Origin of the sequence: Cellulomonas soli, assembly GCF_052036975.1 — a bacterium.
Taxonomy (GTDB): Bacteria; Actinomycetota; Actinomycetes; order Actinomycetales; family Cellulomonadaceae; genus Cellulomonas; species Cellulomonas soli_A.
Genome location: NZ_JBQIAR010000008.1, coordinates 179,836 through 194,801 on the forward strand (window position 1 = coordinate 179,836; position 14,966 = coordinate 194,801).

Annotated in this window: 12 protein-coding genes; 9 read left to right on the plus strand and 3 right to left on the minus strand. The window is 73.0% G+C overall.

The features are described from left to right. Positions 1-44: 44 nt before the first annotated feature. On the minus strand, positions 45-932 hold the full coding sequence (locus ACTHAM_RS10710) for a DUF3097 domain-containing protein (RefSeq protein ID WP_440687188.1): 888 nt from the start codon (positions 930-932) through the stop codon (positions 45-47). Between the two features lie 115 nt (positions 933-1,047). Here ACTHAM_RS10710 and hrcA point away from each other — a divergent pair, with 115 nt between their 5' ends. The 3 genes from hrcA (at position 1,048) to ACTHAM_RS10725 (ending at position 4,041) form a co-directional block, all read left to right on the plus strand. Next, positions 1,048-2,070 carry a heat-inducible transcriptional repressor HrcA gene (hrcA, locus tag ACTHAM_RS10715; RefSeq protein ID WP_440687190.1) on the plus strand — a complete coding sequence of 341 codons (1,023 nt, stop codon included), beginning with the start codon at positions 1,048-1,050 and terminating at the stop codon, positions 2,068-2,070. Between the two features lie 79 nt (positions 2,071-2,149). After that, positions 2,150-3,271 (plus strand): molecular chaperone DnaJ, encoded by a 1,122-nt coding sequence (gene dnaJ, locus ACTHAM_RS10720; RefSeq protein WP_440687192.1) that lies wholly within the window; start codon positions 2,150-2,152, stop codon positions 3,269-3,271. Continuing rightward, positions 3,268-4,041, plus strand: a complete 774-nt coding sequence (locus ACTHAM_RS10725) for a 16S rRNA (uracil(1498)-N(3))-methyltransferase (protein WP_440687194.1) — start codon at positions 3,268-3,270, stop codon at positions 4,039-4,041. The genes dnaJ and ACTHAM_RS10725 overlap by 4 nt, the downstream gene beginning before the upstream one ends. A gap of 157 nt (positions 4,042-4,198) precedes the next feature. Here ACTHAM_RS10725 and ppdK read toward each other — a convergent pair whose 3' ends face one another. Beyond that, positions 4,199-6,907, minus strand: a complete 2,709-nt coding sequence (ppdK, locus tag ACTHAM_RS10730) for a pyruvate, phosphate dikinase (protein WP_440687196.1) — start codon at positions 6,905-6,907, stop codon at positions 4,199-4,201. A 108-nt stretch (positions 6,908-7,015) separates the two neighbouring features. On the opposite strand from ppdK, the gene ACTHAM_RS10735 reads away from it, so the two are divergent. Beyond that, positions 7,016-9,379 carry a sodium-translocating pyrophosphatase gene (locus ACTHAM_RS10735; protein ID WP_440687199.1) on the plus strand — a complete coding sequence of 788 codons (2,364 nt, stop codon included), beginning with the start codon at positions 7,016-7,018 and terminating at the stop codon, positions 9,377-9,379. On the opposite strand, the gene ACTHAM_RS10740 is transcribed toward ACTHAM_RS10735, so the two are convergent. After that, positions 9,360-9,896: a Gmad2 immunoglobulin-like domain-containing protein gene (locus ACTHAM_RS10740; RefSeq protein WP_440687201.1), complete on the minus strand. Its 537-nt coding sequence runs from the start codon at positions 9,894-9,896 to the stop codon at positions 9,360-9,362. The two genes, ACTHAM_RS10735 and ACTHAM_RS10740, sit on opposite strands and share 20 nt — an antisense overlap. Positions 9,897-10,030: 134 nt before the next feature. On the opposite strand from ACTHAM_RS10740, the gene ACTHAM_RS10745 reads away from it, so the two are divergent. The 5 genes from ACTHAM_RS10745 to ACTHAM_RS10765 all read left to right on the plus strand — a co-directional run. Beyond that, positions 10,031-11,089: a PhoH family protein gene (locus ACTHAM_RS10745; RefSeq protein ID WP_440687203.1), complete on the plus strand. Its 1,059-nt coding sequence runs from the start codon at positions 10,031-10,033 to the stop codon at positions 11,087-11,089. Positions 11,090-11,096: 7 nt separating this feature from the next. Further along, the gene (gene ybeY, locus ACTHAM_RS10750; RefSeq protein WP_440687205.1) at positions 11,097-11,549 is read left to right on the plus strand and encodes an rRNA maturation RNase YbeY; all 453 of its coding nucleotides are present in this window, start codon (positions 11,097-11,099) and stop codon (positions 11,547-11,549) included. Beyond that, entirely contained in the window at positions 11,546-12,844 is a 1,299-nt protein-coding gene (locus ACTHAM_RS10755) for a hemolysin family protein (RefSeq protein ID WP_440687207.1), read from the plus strand. The genes ybeY and ACTHAM_RS10755 overlap by 4 nt, the downstream gene beginning before the upstream one ends. Further along, positions 12,841-13,752 (plus strand): GTPase Era, encoded by a 912-nt coding sequence (gene era / locus ACTHAM_RS10760; RefSeq protein ID WP_440687209.1) that lies wholly within the window; start codon positions 12,841-12,843, stop codon positions 13,750-13,752. Before ACTHAM_RS10755 ends, era begins: the two co-directional genes overlap by 4 nt. After that, positions 13,752-14,966 (plus strand): alpha/beta hydrolase family protein (locus tag ACTHAM_RS10765; RefSeq protein WP_440687211.1); only part of this gene is annotated, 1,215 nt, incomplete at its 3' end. The genes era and ACTHAM_RS10765, both read left to right, overlap by 1 nt.

The window sequence follows — 14,966 nt, forward strand, 5'->3', positions numbered from 1 at the left end:
GCTGCACGCGGGTGGGCCGGGGCGTCGTCGTGCCGGGCGGGTGCTCAGGCGGTCACGAAGTCGATGAGCTCCTCGACCCGGCCGAGCAGGCTCGGCTCCAGGTCCGCGAACGAGCGCACCTGGCGCAGGATCCGCTGCCACGCACGGGCCACGTCCGCCTGCTCGTCGGCGGGCCAGCCCAGCTCGCGCAGGATCCCGTGCTTCCACTCGGTGCCCCGCTCGATGGTCGGCCACGCGTGCAGCCCGATGCGCTCGGGACGCACCGCCTGCCACACGTCCACGTACGGGTGCCCCAGCACGAGCACGCTGCCGGCCGGCATCCCCCGGACGGCCTCGGCGGCGATGCGCGACTCCTTGGACCCGGGTACCAGGTGGTCGACCAGCACGCCGACGCGACGCTGCGCGGTGGGCCGGAACTCGGCGAGCGCGTCGGCCAGGTTGTCCACGCCGTCGAGCAGCTCGACGACCACCCCCTCGATGCGCAGGTCGTCGCCCCAGACCTTCTCGACGAGCTCGGCGTCGTGCTTGCCCTCGACCCAGATGCGGCTGCCGCGCGCCACGCGGGCGCGGGCGTCCTTGACGGCCACCGAGCCCGACGCGGTCCGGGTGGGGGCCGCGGCCGACGCCCGGACCGGTGCGGTGAGCTCGACGGGTTCGCCGTCCACCCAGAACCCGGGCCCGAGCGGGAACGTGCGGGTGCGGCCGCGGCGGTCCTCCAGCACGACCACGTGCAGCCCGCCGGACTTCTCCACACGCACGACCGCGCCGACCCAGCCGGTGGTGACCTCCTCGACCACCAGGCCACGCTCGGCCGGGCAGGGGCGCGACTGCCGGGCCTGCCGGTGGTGGGGAGAGCGGGCGCCGGTGCCGGGACGGTCGGCGTTCGAGCCGGCTGCGGACAGGACGTCGGAGCCGTAGCGGTCGTGGGTCACCGGGGCACTCTAGGGTCGTGGGCGCGGTGTGCGCAGGCGCACACGGGCGACGGGGTGCGCGCGTCGTAGGATTGGCACTCCGGGAGGTCGAGTGCTACTCACGGTGGGAGGCGAGATGAGCGAGGACCGGCGGCTGGACGTGCTGCGCGCGATCGTCGAGGACTACGTCGCGACCCGTGAGCCCGTGGGCTCTCGCGCCCTCGTCGAGCGGCACGGCCTGGGTGTCTCGCCCGCCACGATCCGCAACGACATGGCCGCCCTCGAGGAGGGCGGGTTCATCGCGCAGCCGCACACGTCGGCCGGCCGGGTGCCCACCGACAAGGGGTACCGCCTGTTCGTCGACCGGCTCTCGACCGTCAAGCCCCTCTCGCAGCCGGAGAAGCGCGCCATCGGCGCGTTCCTCGAGGACGCGGTGGACCTCGACGACGTCGTCGACCGGGCGGTGCGGCTGATCGCCCAGCTCACGCAGCAGGTCGCAGTCGTCCAGTACCCGTCGCTGCGCCGGTCGGCCATGCGTCACGTCGAGCTGGTCCCGGTGGGGCAACGGCACCTGCTCGTGGTGCTCATCACCGACACGGGGCGCGTCGAGCAGCGCACGCTCGAGCTCGAGCACGACCTGGACGAGGCCGTGATCGCCGTGCTGCGCGCCCGGCTGAACGTCGCGGCCGCCGGGCGGCGGCTCGCCGAGATGCACCAGTCGTTGGCCGGGCTGCTCGACTCGTTCGCCCCGGCCGACCAGCCCCTCGTGCGCCAGGTCGTGGCCGTCGTCGAGGAGACCCTCGGCGAGCAGGTCGAGGAGCGTGTCGTGCTGGCCGGGACCGCCAACCTGGCCCGCGGCGGCAGCGACTTCGCGCACTCGATCGGCCCGGTGCTCGAAGCCCTCGAGGAGCAGGTCGTGCTGCTGCGGCTGCTGTCGGAGATGGCCGAGGACTCCGCGAGCATCTCGGTGCGCATCGGCCGCGAGACGCAGCACGAGGGCCTGCTCGAGACGAGCTTCGTCACCACCGGCTACGGCGGTGACGGCGGACCGGTGGCCCGGGTCGGCTCCATCGGGCCGCTGCGCATGGACTACCCGGCCACGATGGCCGCGGTGCGCGCCGTGGCCCGGTACCTGACCCGGATCCTGGCCGCCGGATGAGCCTGACCGCCTTGTCCTTGACCGCTCAGCCCTCGCCTGCTCGGCGTGCGGCAGACCCCCTCATCATCGGAAGTGGGACGTGACCGACTACTACGAGATCCTCGGCGTGCCGCGGGACGCGAGCCCGGAGGCGATCAAGAAGGCGTACCGCAAGCTCGCGCGCGAGCACCACCCGGACGTCGCCGGGACCGACGCGGCCTCCGAGGACAGGTTCAAGGACGTCTCGCGGGCCTACGACGTGCTCGGCAACCCCGAGAAGCGCCGCGCCTACGACATGGGTGCCGACCCGGCCTCGCCCGGTGGGGGCATGGGCGGAGGCTTCGGCTTCCAGGACATCTTCGAGACGTTCTTCGGTGCCGGCGCCCAGGCGCAGCGCGGTCCGATCCCGCGGGCACGCCGCGGGCAGGACGCCCTCGTGCGGCTCGACATCGACCTGGCCGAGGCGACGTTCGGCGTGCACCGCGACGTGCAGGTCGACACCGCCGTGGTGTGCCCGACGTGCCAGGGCACGTGCTGCCGGCCCGGAACGGTGCCGCGCACCTGCGAGGTCTGCGCCGGGCGCGGGTCGGTGCAGCGCGTGGCCCGCTCGTTCCTGGGCCAGGTGATGACCACCCAGCCGTGCGCCGCGTGCCACGGGTTCGGCACCGTGATCCCCGAGCCGTGCACCGAGTGCGCCGGTGAGGGTCGCGTGCGCTCGCGCCGCACCCTCAGCGTCGACGTGCCGGCCGGTGTCGACACCGGGACGCGCATCAAGCTCACCGCGCAGGGTGAGGTCGGGCCCGCGGGTGGTCCCGCCGGTGACGTGTACCTGGAGATCCGTGAGCGCAAGCACGAGGTGTTCGTGCGGCAGGGCGACGATCTGCACGCCACGCTGCCGGTGCCCATGACCGCCGCCGCGCTCGGCACCGTGCTGACCCTCGACACGCTCGACGGCCCGCGCGAGGTCGACCTCCGGCCGGGCACGCAGCCGGCGCAGGTGGTCACCCTCAAGGGTCTGGGTGTCGGTCACCTGCACCACGGCGGACGTGGCGACCTGCACGTGCACGTGGAGGTCCAGGTGCCCACGCCGCTCGACGAGGAGCAGTCCGAGCTGCTGCGCCGTCTGGCGACGCTGCGCGGCGAGGAGCGCCCCGAGGCGCGGTTGCAGGCCGCCAGCGCCGGGGTGTTCTCCAAGCTGCGCGACAAGCTCTCCGGCCGGTGAGCGCGCCGGTCTTCCTCGCCGAGCCGGGCACGCTCGGCGGGGTGCTCGCCGGTGCGCTCTACCTGCTCGACGGCGCGGAGGGTCGGCACGCCGGTGTCGTGCAGCGCCGAGGTGCGGGGGAGCACCTGGACGTGGTCGACGGTGCGGGTGTGCGGCTGCGCACGGTCGTCGAGACGGTCGACCAGCACGGGCTGCAGCTGCGGGTGCTCGAACGTGTCGAGGAACCGGCGCCCGCGGTGAGCCTGGTGCTCGTCCAGGCCCTGGCCAAGGGCGACCGGGACGAGCTGGCGATCGAGGCGGCCACCGAGGTCGGGGCGGACGGCGTGCTGCCGTGGCAGGCGGACCGCTCGATCGTCGTGTGGCGGGGGGACCGCGCGGCCAAGAGCCGGGCCCGGTGGCTGGCCACGGTGCGTTCGGCCGCCAAGCAGTCGCGGCGCGCCTGCGTCCCGGAGGTGGGGCTCGCGGTCGACACCGCCGGACTGGTGGCGCGTGTCGCGGCGTGCGTGGCAGCAGGTGGGGTGGCTCTCGTGCTGCACGAGGAGGCAACGACCCCGATCGCCCGGGCCGCGCTGCCGGAGGGCTCGCCGGACGGACCTGCCGAGTGCCTGGTGGTGGTCGGCCCCGAGGGTGGCATCACGGAGCGTGAGACGGCGTTGCTGACGCAGGCCGGCGCCCAGGCGGTCCGTCTGGGTCCGCACGTGCTGCGCACCTCGACGGCCGGCCCGGTCGCGCTGGCTCTGCTGGCCGAACGCCTCGGCCGCTGGGCCTGATCCCCGGTCCGCCGGACCTGGCCGCGTCAGTGGCCGACCCCGAGGGCGTGCCCCCTTCGGTCGACCCTCGTCCGCACGTGCCGGAGGGCCTGGCCGGCGATTCTCCTCGCCGACCGGGCCCTCCGTGTCCAGGGGTGACGCCCTGGTCGGGCGTCACCTACCGTGCGTCGGTGTCCGGTCCGGCGACCGACGCACGCCCTGCCTCGAGCCGGGCGACGGGCACCCGGAACGGCGAGCAGGACACGTAGTCCAGCCCGACGGAGTCGAAGAACCGGATCGACTCCGGGTCTCCGCCGTGCTCGCCGCACACACCGATCGTGAGGTCGGGGCGGGTGGCCCGACCTTCCTCGACGGCGATCCGCACGAGACGCCCGACGCCGCGGGCGTCGATGGTCTCGAACGGGGAGACGCTCAGCACACCGTTGGCCGTGTACTGCGCGAAGAACGCACCCTCGACGTCGTCGCGGGAGAAACCCCACGTGGTCTGCGTCAGGTCGTTGGTGCCGAAGGAGAAGAACTGCGCCTCCTCGGCGATGCGGTCGGCGGTGAGGGCCGCCCGCGGCAGCTCGATCATGACGCCCACGGGCAGGTCGAGCGTGATCCCGTGCTCGGCACCCACCTCGGCCATGATGCCCAGGGCTTCCTCGCGGATGATCCGCAGCTCCTGCACGGACCCGACCAGCGGCACCATGATCTCGGCGTGCGGGTCACCGCCGGCCACGCGGCGGATCGCCACCGCCTCGCAGATCGCCCGGATCTGCAGCGCGAACAGGCCCGGCACGACCAGCCCGAGGCGGACACCACGCAGACCGAGCATGGGGTTCGCCTCGTGCATGCGGGTGACTGCGGCGAGCAGCTGCACATCGGCCTCGTCGACCTCCCCGCGCGCCTCGGCGAGTGCGACCTTCACCGACAGCTCGGTGAAGTCCGGCAGGAACTCGTGCAGCGGCGGGTCGAGCAGGCGGATCGTGGTGGGCAGTCCGTCCATCTCGCGCAGCAGGTCCACGAAGTCCTCCCGCTGCAGCGGCAGCAGCGCGTCGAGGGCCTCCTGCCGGGCGGCGTCGTCCGTGGCCAGCACGACGCGCTCGACGAGCACGCGGCGCTCGCCGAGGAACATGTGCTCGGTGCGGCACAGCCCGATGCCCTCGGCGCCGAGCCGGCGGGCCCGGGCGGCGTCCTCGGCGGTGTCGGCATTGGCGTGGATGTGCAGGCGCCGGGTGGCGTCGGCGTGCCGCAGGATCCGGTCGACGGCAGTGACCAGGTCACGGGTCTCCTCGTCGTCGGTGGAGGCCAGGGCGACATCGAGGCCCTCCTCGAGGTACGTGCTCACGGGCGAGGGCATGACGGGCACGTCGCCGAGGAACACGTCGCCGGTCGAGCCGTCGATCGCGATGACGTCACCCTCGTGGATCGTGTGGCCCGCGACGGCGAACGAGCGCGTGACCATGTCGATGTCGAGCGCCTCGGCGCCGACCACCGCGGTCCGGCCCATGCCGCGGGCGACCACGGCGGCGTGCGACGTCTTGCCGCCGCGGGCGGTGAGGATGCCGACGGCCGCGATCATGCCGCCCAGGTCGTCCGGGTTGGTCTCGCGGCGGACCAGGATGACGTCCTTGCCCTCCTCGGCCCACTCCTGGGCGGTGGCGGAGTCGAAGACCGCCATGCCGACCGCGGCACCGGGGGAGGCCGCCATGGCCCGCGTCAGCTGCGTGCGCTCGCCGTCGGCGTCGAACTGCGGGAACAGCAGCTGGGACAGCTGGGCGCCGTTCACGCGCGAGAGGGCCTCGTCCATGGTGATGAGGTGCTCGTCGACGAGCTGGCAGGCGATGCGGAACGCCGCCGGCGCAGTGCGCTTGCCGACCCGGGTCTGCAGCATCCACAGCTTGCCGCGCTCGATGGTGAACTCGATGTCGCACAGGTCGCGGTAGTGGGTCTCCAGGCGGCGCATGGCCTGCCGCAGCTCGCCGTAGGCGACGGGGTCGACCTCTTCGAGGTCCGCCAACGACAAGGTGTTGCGGATGCCGGCCACGACGTCCTCGCCCTGGGCGTTGACCAGGTAGTCGCCGTAGTCGCCGGTCTCGCCGGTCGAGGGGTTGCGGGTGAACGCCACGCCCGTGCCCGACGTCGGGCCGAGGTTCCCGAAGACCATCGAGCACACGTTGACGGCGGTGCCCAGGTCGTCCGGGATGCGCTCCTTGCGGCGGTACAGGCGGGCCCGTTCGGTGCCCCACGAGCGCAGCACGGCGACGATCGCCAGGTCGAGCTGCTCGCGCGGGTGCTGCGGGAACTCCTTGCCGGTCTGCGTGCGGACGATCTCCTTGAACGTGTCGACCAGGATGCGCAGGTCGTCGGCGGTGAGCTCGACGTCGGACGTGACGCCGCGCGAGGCCTTGGCCTTGTCGAGCGCGTCGGCGAACAGCTCGCCCTCGATGTCCAGGACCGTGCGGCCGAACATCTGGATGAGCCGGCGGTAGGAGTCCCACGCGAACCGCTCGTCGCCGGAGAACTGGGCCAGACCCTGCACGGACGCGTCGTTGAGCCCGACGTTCAGGACCGTCTCCATCATGCCCGGCATGGAGAACTTGGCGCCGGAGCGCACGGAGACCAGCAGCGGCTCGTGGAAGTCGCCGAGCTGGCGGCCGAGGGCGTCCTCGAGCCGGCGCAGCGCCATGGTGACCTCGACGCGCAGCTCGGCCGGGACCTCGCCGGTGCGCATGAACGCCCGGCACGCCTCGGTGGTGATGGTGAACCCGGGGGGGACGGGCAGGCCGAGACGTGTCATCTCGGCGAGGTTGGCCCCCTTCCCCCCGAGCAGGTCCTTCTGGTCCCTGTCGCCTTCGCTGAAGTCCTTCACATAGGTGGCCATGGATTACCTCCGAGGGGCGCGCGGGCCCCGTTGCCCGCCTGCGGGCCAGTCTGCGCCCGGACGCCCTGACCTGCTCAGGGACCAAGGGCCTATGACGGAAGTCCCACGGTGAGCTGTGGTTTCGGTCATACTTTGGTCGAGGTGGTCCGCCACGACGAGGTGCGCGGTGCCGCGTCGTGGCGGGAGATGACCATGCTGCACCGGCTGGGGACGTCCGAGACCGACAGCCTCGCGGTCGTCTTCGGCCCGGGGGAGACCACGACGTTGTGGGTGGTCCTGGTGGTCGCCCTCGGTGCCCTCGGCTTCGCGTACTGGCTCGTGCGCCAGGTGCTCGCCGCGCCGAGCGGCACACCGACCATGGTCGAGATCGCCCGTGCCATCCAGGCCGGCGCGAAGGCCTACCTGCGCCGGCAGCTGCGGACCGTCGCGGTGTTCATCGCCGTGCTCGCGTGCGTGCTCGCGTTCGCCCTGCCCGTGCCGCAGGACGCCGCGCACACCGAGGTCGCCCTGCGGCTGGGCCGCTCGGCGGCCTTCGTGCTGGGCGCCGGGTTCAGCGCGCTGACCGGCTACGCGGGCATGTGGCTCGCGGTGCGCGCCAACGTGCGCACCGCGCAGGCCGCCAGGGTCACCGGGTTGCGGGCCGCGATGCGGGTGGCGTTCCGCGCCGGCGGTGTGGCAGGGATGTTCACCGTCGGGCTCGGGCTGCTCGGCGCCACCGTGATCCTTCTGGTGTTCGGCCCGGACTCCACCACGGTCCTGGTCGGTTTCGGGTTCGGGGCGGCGCTGCTGGCCATGTTCATGCGTGTCGGTGGTGGCATCTTCACCAAGGCGGCGGACGTGGGTGCGGACCTGGTGGGCAAGGTCGAGCAGGGCATCCCGGAGGACGACCCGCGCAACGCGGCCACCATCGCCGACAACGTCGGCGACAACGTGGGGGACTGCGCCGGCATGGCCGCCGACCTGTTCGAGTCGTACGAGGTCACGCTCGTGGCCTCGCTGATCCTCGGCGCAGCCGCGCTGGCCGACTCCCCGGGCGGGGCGATCACCGGTGTGATGTTCCCCCTGGTCGTGCGGGCCATCGGGGTCCTCACCTCGATCGTCGGGATCCTCGCGGTGCGCCCCCGCACCGACGACGAGCACGGCATGCGCTCGATCAACCGGGGCTTCTTCCTGTCGGCCGTGGTCTCGGCGCTCCTCGTGCTGGTGTTCTCCCAGCTGTACCTGCACGACCTGCGACCGGCCGTGGCGGTCTGCCTCGGACTGGTGCTGGCCGGGGTGATCCAGGTGCTCACCCAGTACTTCACCGACACGCGGTACCGACCGGTGCGTGAGGTCGCGCAGTCCACCCGGACCGGTCCGGCCACCACCGTCCTGTCGGGGTTCTCGATCGGCCTGGAGTCGACCGTGTACGCGCTGCTCACCGTCGGGGGCGTCATCGCCATGGCGGCCGTGCTGGCCACCGACGCGACCGAGGCCCTGTACTTCATCTCGTTGGCGGGCATGGGGATGCTCACCACTGTCGGTGTGGTCGTCTCCATGGACACCTACGGCCCGATCTGCGACAACGCCCAGGGCATCGCCGAGATGTCCGGAGGGTTCGAGGGTCGCCCCGCCCAGGTGCTCGGCCGCCTCGACGCGGTGGGCAACTCGACCAAGGCGATCACCAAGGGCATCGCCATCGCGACCGCCGTGATCGCCGCGACGTCCCTGTTCGGCTCGTTCGAGCAGGCGCTGCGCCAGGCCGGCATGGTGTTCGAGGGCATCCGTGTCGACCGCCCGCTGGTGCTGGTCGGCCTCCTCGTGGGCGGCTCGGTCGCCTTCCTGTTCTCCTCCCTGGCCATCCGCGCGGTCTCGCGCGCCGCGGCGCAGGTGGTGCTGGAGGTCCGTGAGCAGTTCCGGGCACACCCGGGCCTCATGGCAGGCACCGAACGGCCGGACTACGCACGCGTCGTCGACCTGTGCACCCGCACGTCGTTGCGCGAGCTGATGACGCCCGGCCTGCTCGCCGTGCTCTCGCCCGTGGTGGTCGGCTTCGCGCTCGGCGCCGAGGCGCTCGGCGCGTTCCTGGCCGGCGCGATCCTCACCGGGCAGCTGCTCGCGGTCATGCTGTCCACTTCGGGTGGTGCCTGGGACAACGCCAAGAAGTACATCGAGGACGGCCACCTGGGTGGCAAGGGGTCGCCGCAGCACACCGCCGCCGTGATCGGCGACACCGTCGGTGACCCGTTCAAGGACACCGCCGGACCGTCGCTCAACCCGCTCATCAAGGTGATGAACCTCGTCGCGCTGCTGCTGGCACCGCTCGTCGTGACCGACGCCGCGGCACCCTGGGCGCGCGCCGCCGTCGCGGTGGCCGCGGCGCTCGTGCTGGTCGGTGCCGTGTGGTGGTCCCGCTCACGACCGCCGGTGAACCTGCTGGCCGCGGACCGCCCTGCCGAGCAGGTCGAGGGGCTCAGCGCACCGCGACCGTGACGGTCACGAGGTGGCGGCGGTCGGCGCCGGCCTCCGCACCCTCCCCGTCGGACATGTCGGGCTCCCACACCCGGATCGTCCAGTCGCCCGGCTCCAGGTCGACGGTGAACGTGAACGGGCCGACCTCGCCGTTGGCGCCCGCCTGCGTGAACCCCTCGGCCACCCCCACCGCGTCGTCGCCCGAACCGGCCGGGACGACGTCCCACAGGAGCGTGCCCTCGAACGCGGTGCCCTCACCGCTGACCGTCACCGTCGGGCCGTCCAGGACGGCGCCCGACGTCGGGGTCAGCAGCACCGTGGTGCCCGCGGTGGCCACGTCGGCACCGGGCGCGGGTGAGGCGTCGTCCGCAGCGGACGAGGACGGTGAGGACGACGCCGTGGGCGTGGCGCCCGCCGTCGGCTCACCGGTGGGCGAGGCGGTCGAGGACGTGCCGGTCCCGGCATCGGCGCACGAGGTCAGCAGACCGAGAAGGACAACGCCCGTGACCAGTCGTGCGCCCACCCGTGCTGCAGCCATCGTGATCGCGTCCTCCGTGCGGTTCGCGGCCCCGTAGCCCCGGGACACGGCCCAGTCTCGCCGAACCGGGTGCTCGCGGCGACGTCCCACGCCGACGAGGGCGCTCGCGGACCGATCGGTAAGATGGTCCGGACATGGCCGAACCCAGCTCCCCGCCGCCCGGTGCCGTGAACGCCGCCGCAGCCCCCGGTGCCGCTCCTGGCGACACGTCCCAGCCCCCCCGCGCCGCCGCGCACACGCGCGTCGAGCACCGCATCACCGTGCCCGTCGGCGTGTCGATGGTCGAGCTGCTCGGTCTGCGCGACGAGGTCCTGCGGGCGATCGAGGCCGGGTTCACCTCGGTCGACATCCACGTGCGGGGAAACGAGGTCACGCTCGGCGGGCCCGCCGGTGACGTGGCGCTCGTGGCACGTCTCGTCGAGGAGCTCGTCGAGATGACCGAGGGCGGCACGCCGTTGACACCCGACGTGGTGCAGCGCACGGTCGCGATGCTGGCCGCAGGCTCGCAGACCCGACCGGCGGACGTGCTCACGTTCAACATCCTGTCCGGCCGGGGGCGCACCATCCGGCCCAAGACCGCCGGGCAGAAGGACTACGTCGACGCGATCGACCGGCACACCGTCACGTTCGGCATCGGCCCGGCCGGCACGGGCAAGACCTACCTGGCGATGGCCAAGGCCGTGCAGGCCCTGCAGGCCCGCCAGGTCACCCGGATCGTCCTGACGCGCCCCGCCGTCGAGGCGGGCGAGAGGCTCGGGTTCCTGCCCGGCACCCTCAACGACAAGATCGACCCCTACCTGCGGCCCCTCTACGACGCGCTGCACGACATGGTCGACCCCGAGTCGATCCCACGGCTGCTGGAGGCGGGCACCATCGAGGTCGCCCCCCTGGCGTACATGCGCGGCCGCACGCTCAACGACTCCTTCATCATCCTCGACGAGGCGCAGAACACCTCGGTCGAGCAGATGAAGATGTTCCTCACCCGGCTCGGGTTCGGGTCCAAGGTCGTCGTCACCGGCGACGTGACCCAGGTCGACCTGCCCTCGGCCACCACCTCGGGTCTGCGCGTCGTGCAGCAGATCCTCGACGGCGTCGACGACGTCGCCTTCTGCCGGCTGGGCTCCGCGGACGTGGTCCGCCACCGCCTGGTCAGCGACATCATCGACGCGTACGCGCGCTGGGACAGGACATGATCGCCCGATGAGCATCGAGGTCAACAACGAGTCCGGGTACGAGGCCGACGAGGCGGAGTTCGCCGCGCTCGCCCGCTACGTGCTCGACGCCATGCACGTGCACCCCCAGACGGACCTGTCGATCATGCTGGTCGGCACGGACGTCATGACCGACCTGCACGTGAGGTGGATGGACGAGCCCGGCCCCACGGACGTGCTCTCGTTCCCGATGGACGAGCTGCGCCCCGGCCGCGAGGGCGAGCCGACGCCCGCCGGGCTGCTGGGCGACGTCGTGCTGTGCCCGGAGGTCGCCGCGCAGCAGGCCCGCGCCGCGGGCCACTCCACCGCCGAGGAGCTGCTGCTCCTGACCACGCACGGGATCCTGCACCTGCTCGGCTACGACCACGTCGAGCCCGAGGAGGAGAAGGAGATGTTCGCGCTGCAGCGCACCCTGCTCCTGACCTTCCTGGCGGGTCGATGACCGACGTCCCCGTCGCGCTGCTGGTCACCCTGGCGGTCGCGGGGATCCTGCTCGCCGGTGCCCTGTCGGCCGGTGAGGTGGCCGTCGTCCGGGTCACGCGCGCCGCCGCGACCGAGCTGGTGGCCGAACGGCACGCCGCCGCGGACCGCGTGCGCGCGCTGGTGGAACGCCCCGGGCAGGTCTCGGCCGCCGCCTCGTTCGTCCGGCTCGTCGCCGAGATGACCTCCACCGTGTGCATCACGCTCGTCGTCGCCTCGGGCGACCTGCCCTGGTGGGCGGTCGCGCTGCTGGCCGTGGCGGTGTGCGCCGGGGTGGCGTTCGTGCTGGTGCGCGTCAGCCCGCGCCGCATCGGTCGCCACCACCCGGTGGCGACCCTCGTGGTGCTCTCGCGCCTGCTGCTCGCGGTCACCGTGCTGGCAGGCAAGGTCGGCCGCGCGGCGCGGGCCACGCCCGAGGAACGCACGCAGGAGGAGGAGGACGAGCTGCGCGAGATGGTGCAGCGCGTCAGCGAGTCCGAGGTGATCGAGGACGACGAGCGTGAGCTGTTCCGCTCGGTGCTCGAGCTGGGCCAGACGCTGACCCGTGAGGTCATGGTGCCGCGCACCGACATGGTCACCACCGGCGCCGACACCCCGCTGCACAAGGTGCTCAACCTGCTGCTGCGCTCGGGCTTCTCGCGCGTGCCCGTCGTCGGGCACTCCGTCGACGACCTGCGCGGCGTGCTCTACCTCAAGGACATCGCCCGCAGGCTGCAGGGTCCCGACCGGGACGAGGCGCTCGAGGCGCCGGCGTCGTCGCTGGCCCGCCCGGCCGTGTTCGTCCCCGAGTCCAAGCCCGTCGACGACCTGCTGCGCGAGCTGCAGGGCGGCTCGTCGCACCTCGCGATGGTCGTCGACGAGTACGGCGGCATCGCCGGCCTGGTGACCATCGAGGACGCCCTGGAGGAGATCGTCGGTGAGCTCACCGACGAGCACGATCCCAGTGCCCGCGCCGTCGAGGACCTCGGCGAGGGCACCTACCGCGTCCCCGCCCGGCTGGGCCGTGACGAGCTCGGCGAGCTGTTCGACCTGGAGGTCGACGACGAGGACGTCGACACCGCGGCCGGCCTGCTGGCCAAGGCCCTCGGCAAGGTGCCGCTGCCCGGCTCCGCTGGCGACATCCACGGGCTGCACCTGGTCGCCGAACGCGCCGACGGGCGCCGCCGCCAGCTGTCCACCCTGCTCGTGAGCCGTACCGAGGCGACGTCCGACGACGCGCCCGACACCACCGACACCCCGCACGGAGACCCCCGATGACCCACCGTTCCGGCTTCGCCTGCTTCGTCGGGCGCCCCAACGCCGGCAAGTCCACGCTGACCAACGCCCTGGTCGGCCAGAAGGTCGCGATCACCTCCGGGCGTCCGCAGACCACCCGGCACACCATCCGCGGGATCGTGCACCGTCCCGACGCGCAGCTGGTGCTCGTCGACACCCCCGGGCTGCACCGGCCGCGCACGCTGCTCGGCGAGCGGCTCAACCACCTGGTCACCGACACGCTCACCGAGGTGGACGTGGTGGGCTTCTGCCTGCCCGCCGACCAGAAGGTCGGCCCCGGCGACCGGTTCATCGCCGAGCAGCTCGTCCAGCTCTCGCGCGACGGACGTGGCACCCCGGTGGTGGCCATCGTCACGAAGGCCGACCTGGTCGGCAAGGGACGGCTCGCCGAGCACCTGCTGGCCGTGCAGCAGCTGGGGGAGTGGGCCGAGATCGTGCCGGTGTCCGCCCAGTCCGGGTACCAGGTCGAGGTGCTCGCCGACGTGCTGGTCTCCTACCTGCCGCAGGGCCCCGCGCTGTACCCGGAGGGTGAGCTGACCGACGAGCCCGAGCAGGTGATGGTGGCCGAGCTGGTGCGCGAGGCGGCGCTCGAGGGCGTGCGCGACGAGCTGCCGCACTCGCTGGCCGTCGTCGTGGAGGAGATCGTCCCGCGCGAGGGCACCGGCGACGGCACACCGATGCTCGACGTGCGGGTCAACCTCTACGTGGAGCGCGACAGCCAGAAGGCCATCATCATCGGCCGCGGCGGTGCCCGGCTGCGGGACGTGGGCAGCCAGGCCCGCAGGGGCATCGAGGCGCTGCTCGGTGCCCGGGTGTACCTGGACCTGCACGTGAAGGTCGCCAAGGACTGGCAGCGCGACCCCAAGCAGCTGGGGAAGCTGGGTTTCTGATGCCCCGCGAGGACCACGCACCCGAGCTCACGCCCACGCGCACACCCACGCCTGAGCCCACGTCCGAGCCCACACCCACGCCCACGCCCGCGCACCCGGGCCAGGGGTCGCGTGCCCGGGCGTTGATGGCCGCCGCGCGCGGCCGGCAGGCGTACCGGGTGGCGGCCTCCACCGCCGTCGGGGTGCTCGTGCTCGCCGTCCTCGGGTCGGTGCTGGGCCCGCAGTGGGACCCCCAGCCGGTGACCGACCCGATCACCGTGGAGTCGGCGTCCACCGCGATCGGCGGGGCGGTGTCGCCGGGTACGTACGAGGTGCGCGAGTCCGTGGTGACCGTCGAGCTGGACGGCGTCAGCGTGCAGGCCCGGATCAGCGCCCCGGTCGGCGCCCCAGGGCTGGTCCCCGCGGTGGTGTTCGTGCACGGCGCAGGCACCGGTCGGTACCAGGTGGCGTTCCTCGCGCAGGCGGCCAGCCTCGCCTCCCAGGGGATCGTGGCGATGGTGCCGGACAAGCGCCTGGACACCTACACCTCGCGACACCGCGACTACGTGGCCATGGCCGGTGACTACGCCCGGTCGGTCGACCTGCTGCGCGCCTGGCCGGGCGTCGACCCGACGCGGGTCGGCGTCTACGCCGAGAGCGAGGGCGGATGGATCGCGCCCGTGATGGCGGCCCAGGACCCGGACCTGGCCTTCGTCGTGCTGGTGTCCTCCCCGGTCGTCCCCCCGCGGCAGCAGGCGGCGTTCGCCGTGGACTCCTACCTGCGCAACACCCAGGTGCCGCACGGGGTCTTCCGTGCCATCCCGCGCGCGGTGGGCATGTCGTTGCCCGGCGGCGGGTTCGAGTACGCCGACTTCGACGTGACGCCCTACCAGCGGCAGATGACGGCCCCGGTCCTGGTCGTCTACGGCACGGGCGACGCCTCCATGCCCATCGTGCAGGGCGCGGAGCAGATCATCACCGACACGGCGCTCGCGGGCAACGGGGACGTCACGGTGCGCTACTACGCCGATGCCGACCACGGCATCCGGGTGGGTGGTGACGTGTCGCCGGTGTTCCTGCACGACCTGTCGGGGTGGGTGCTCGGGCTGCCCGGCTCCGCCGACGGCGTGCCGCGGATCGCCGGTGCGCAACCCACCCAGGAGTACCTCGCCGCGCCCGTGCCGGAGCCGCGCTGGCTGCGCGACGGCGATGTCGTGCTGGGGACGGTCGTGACC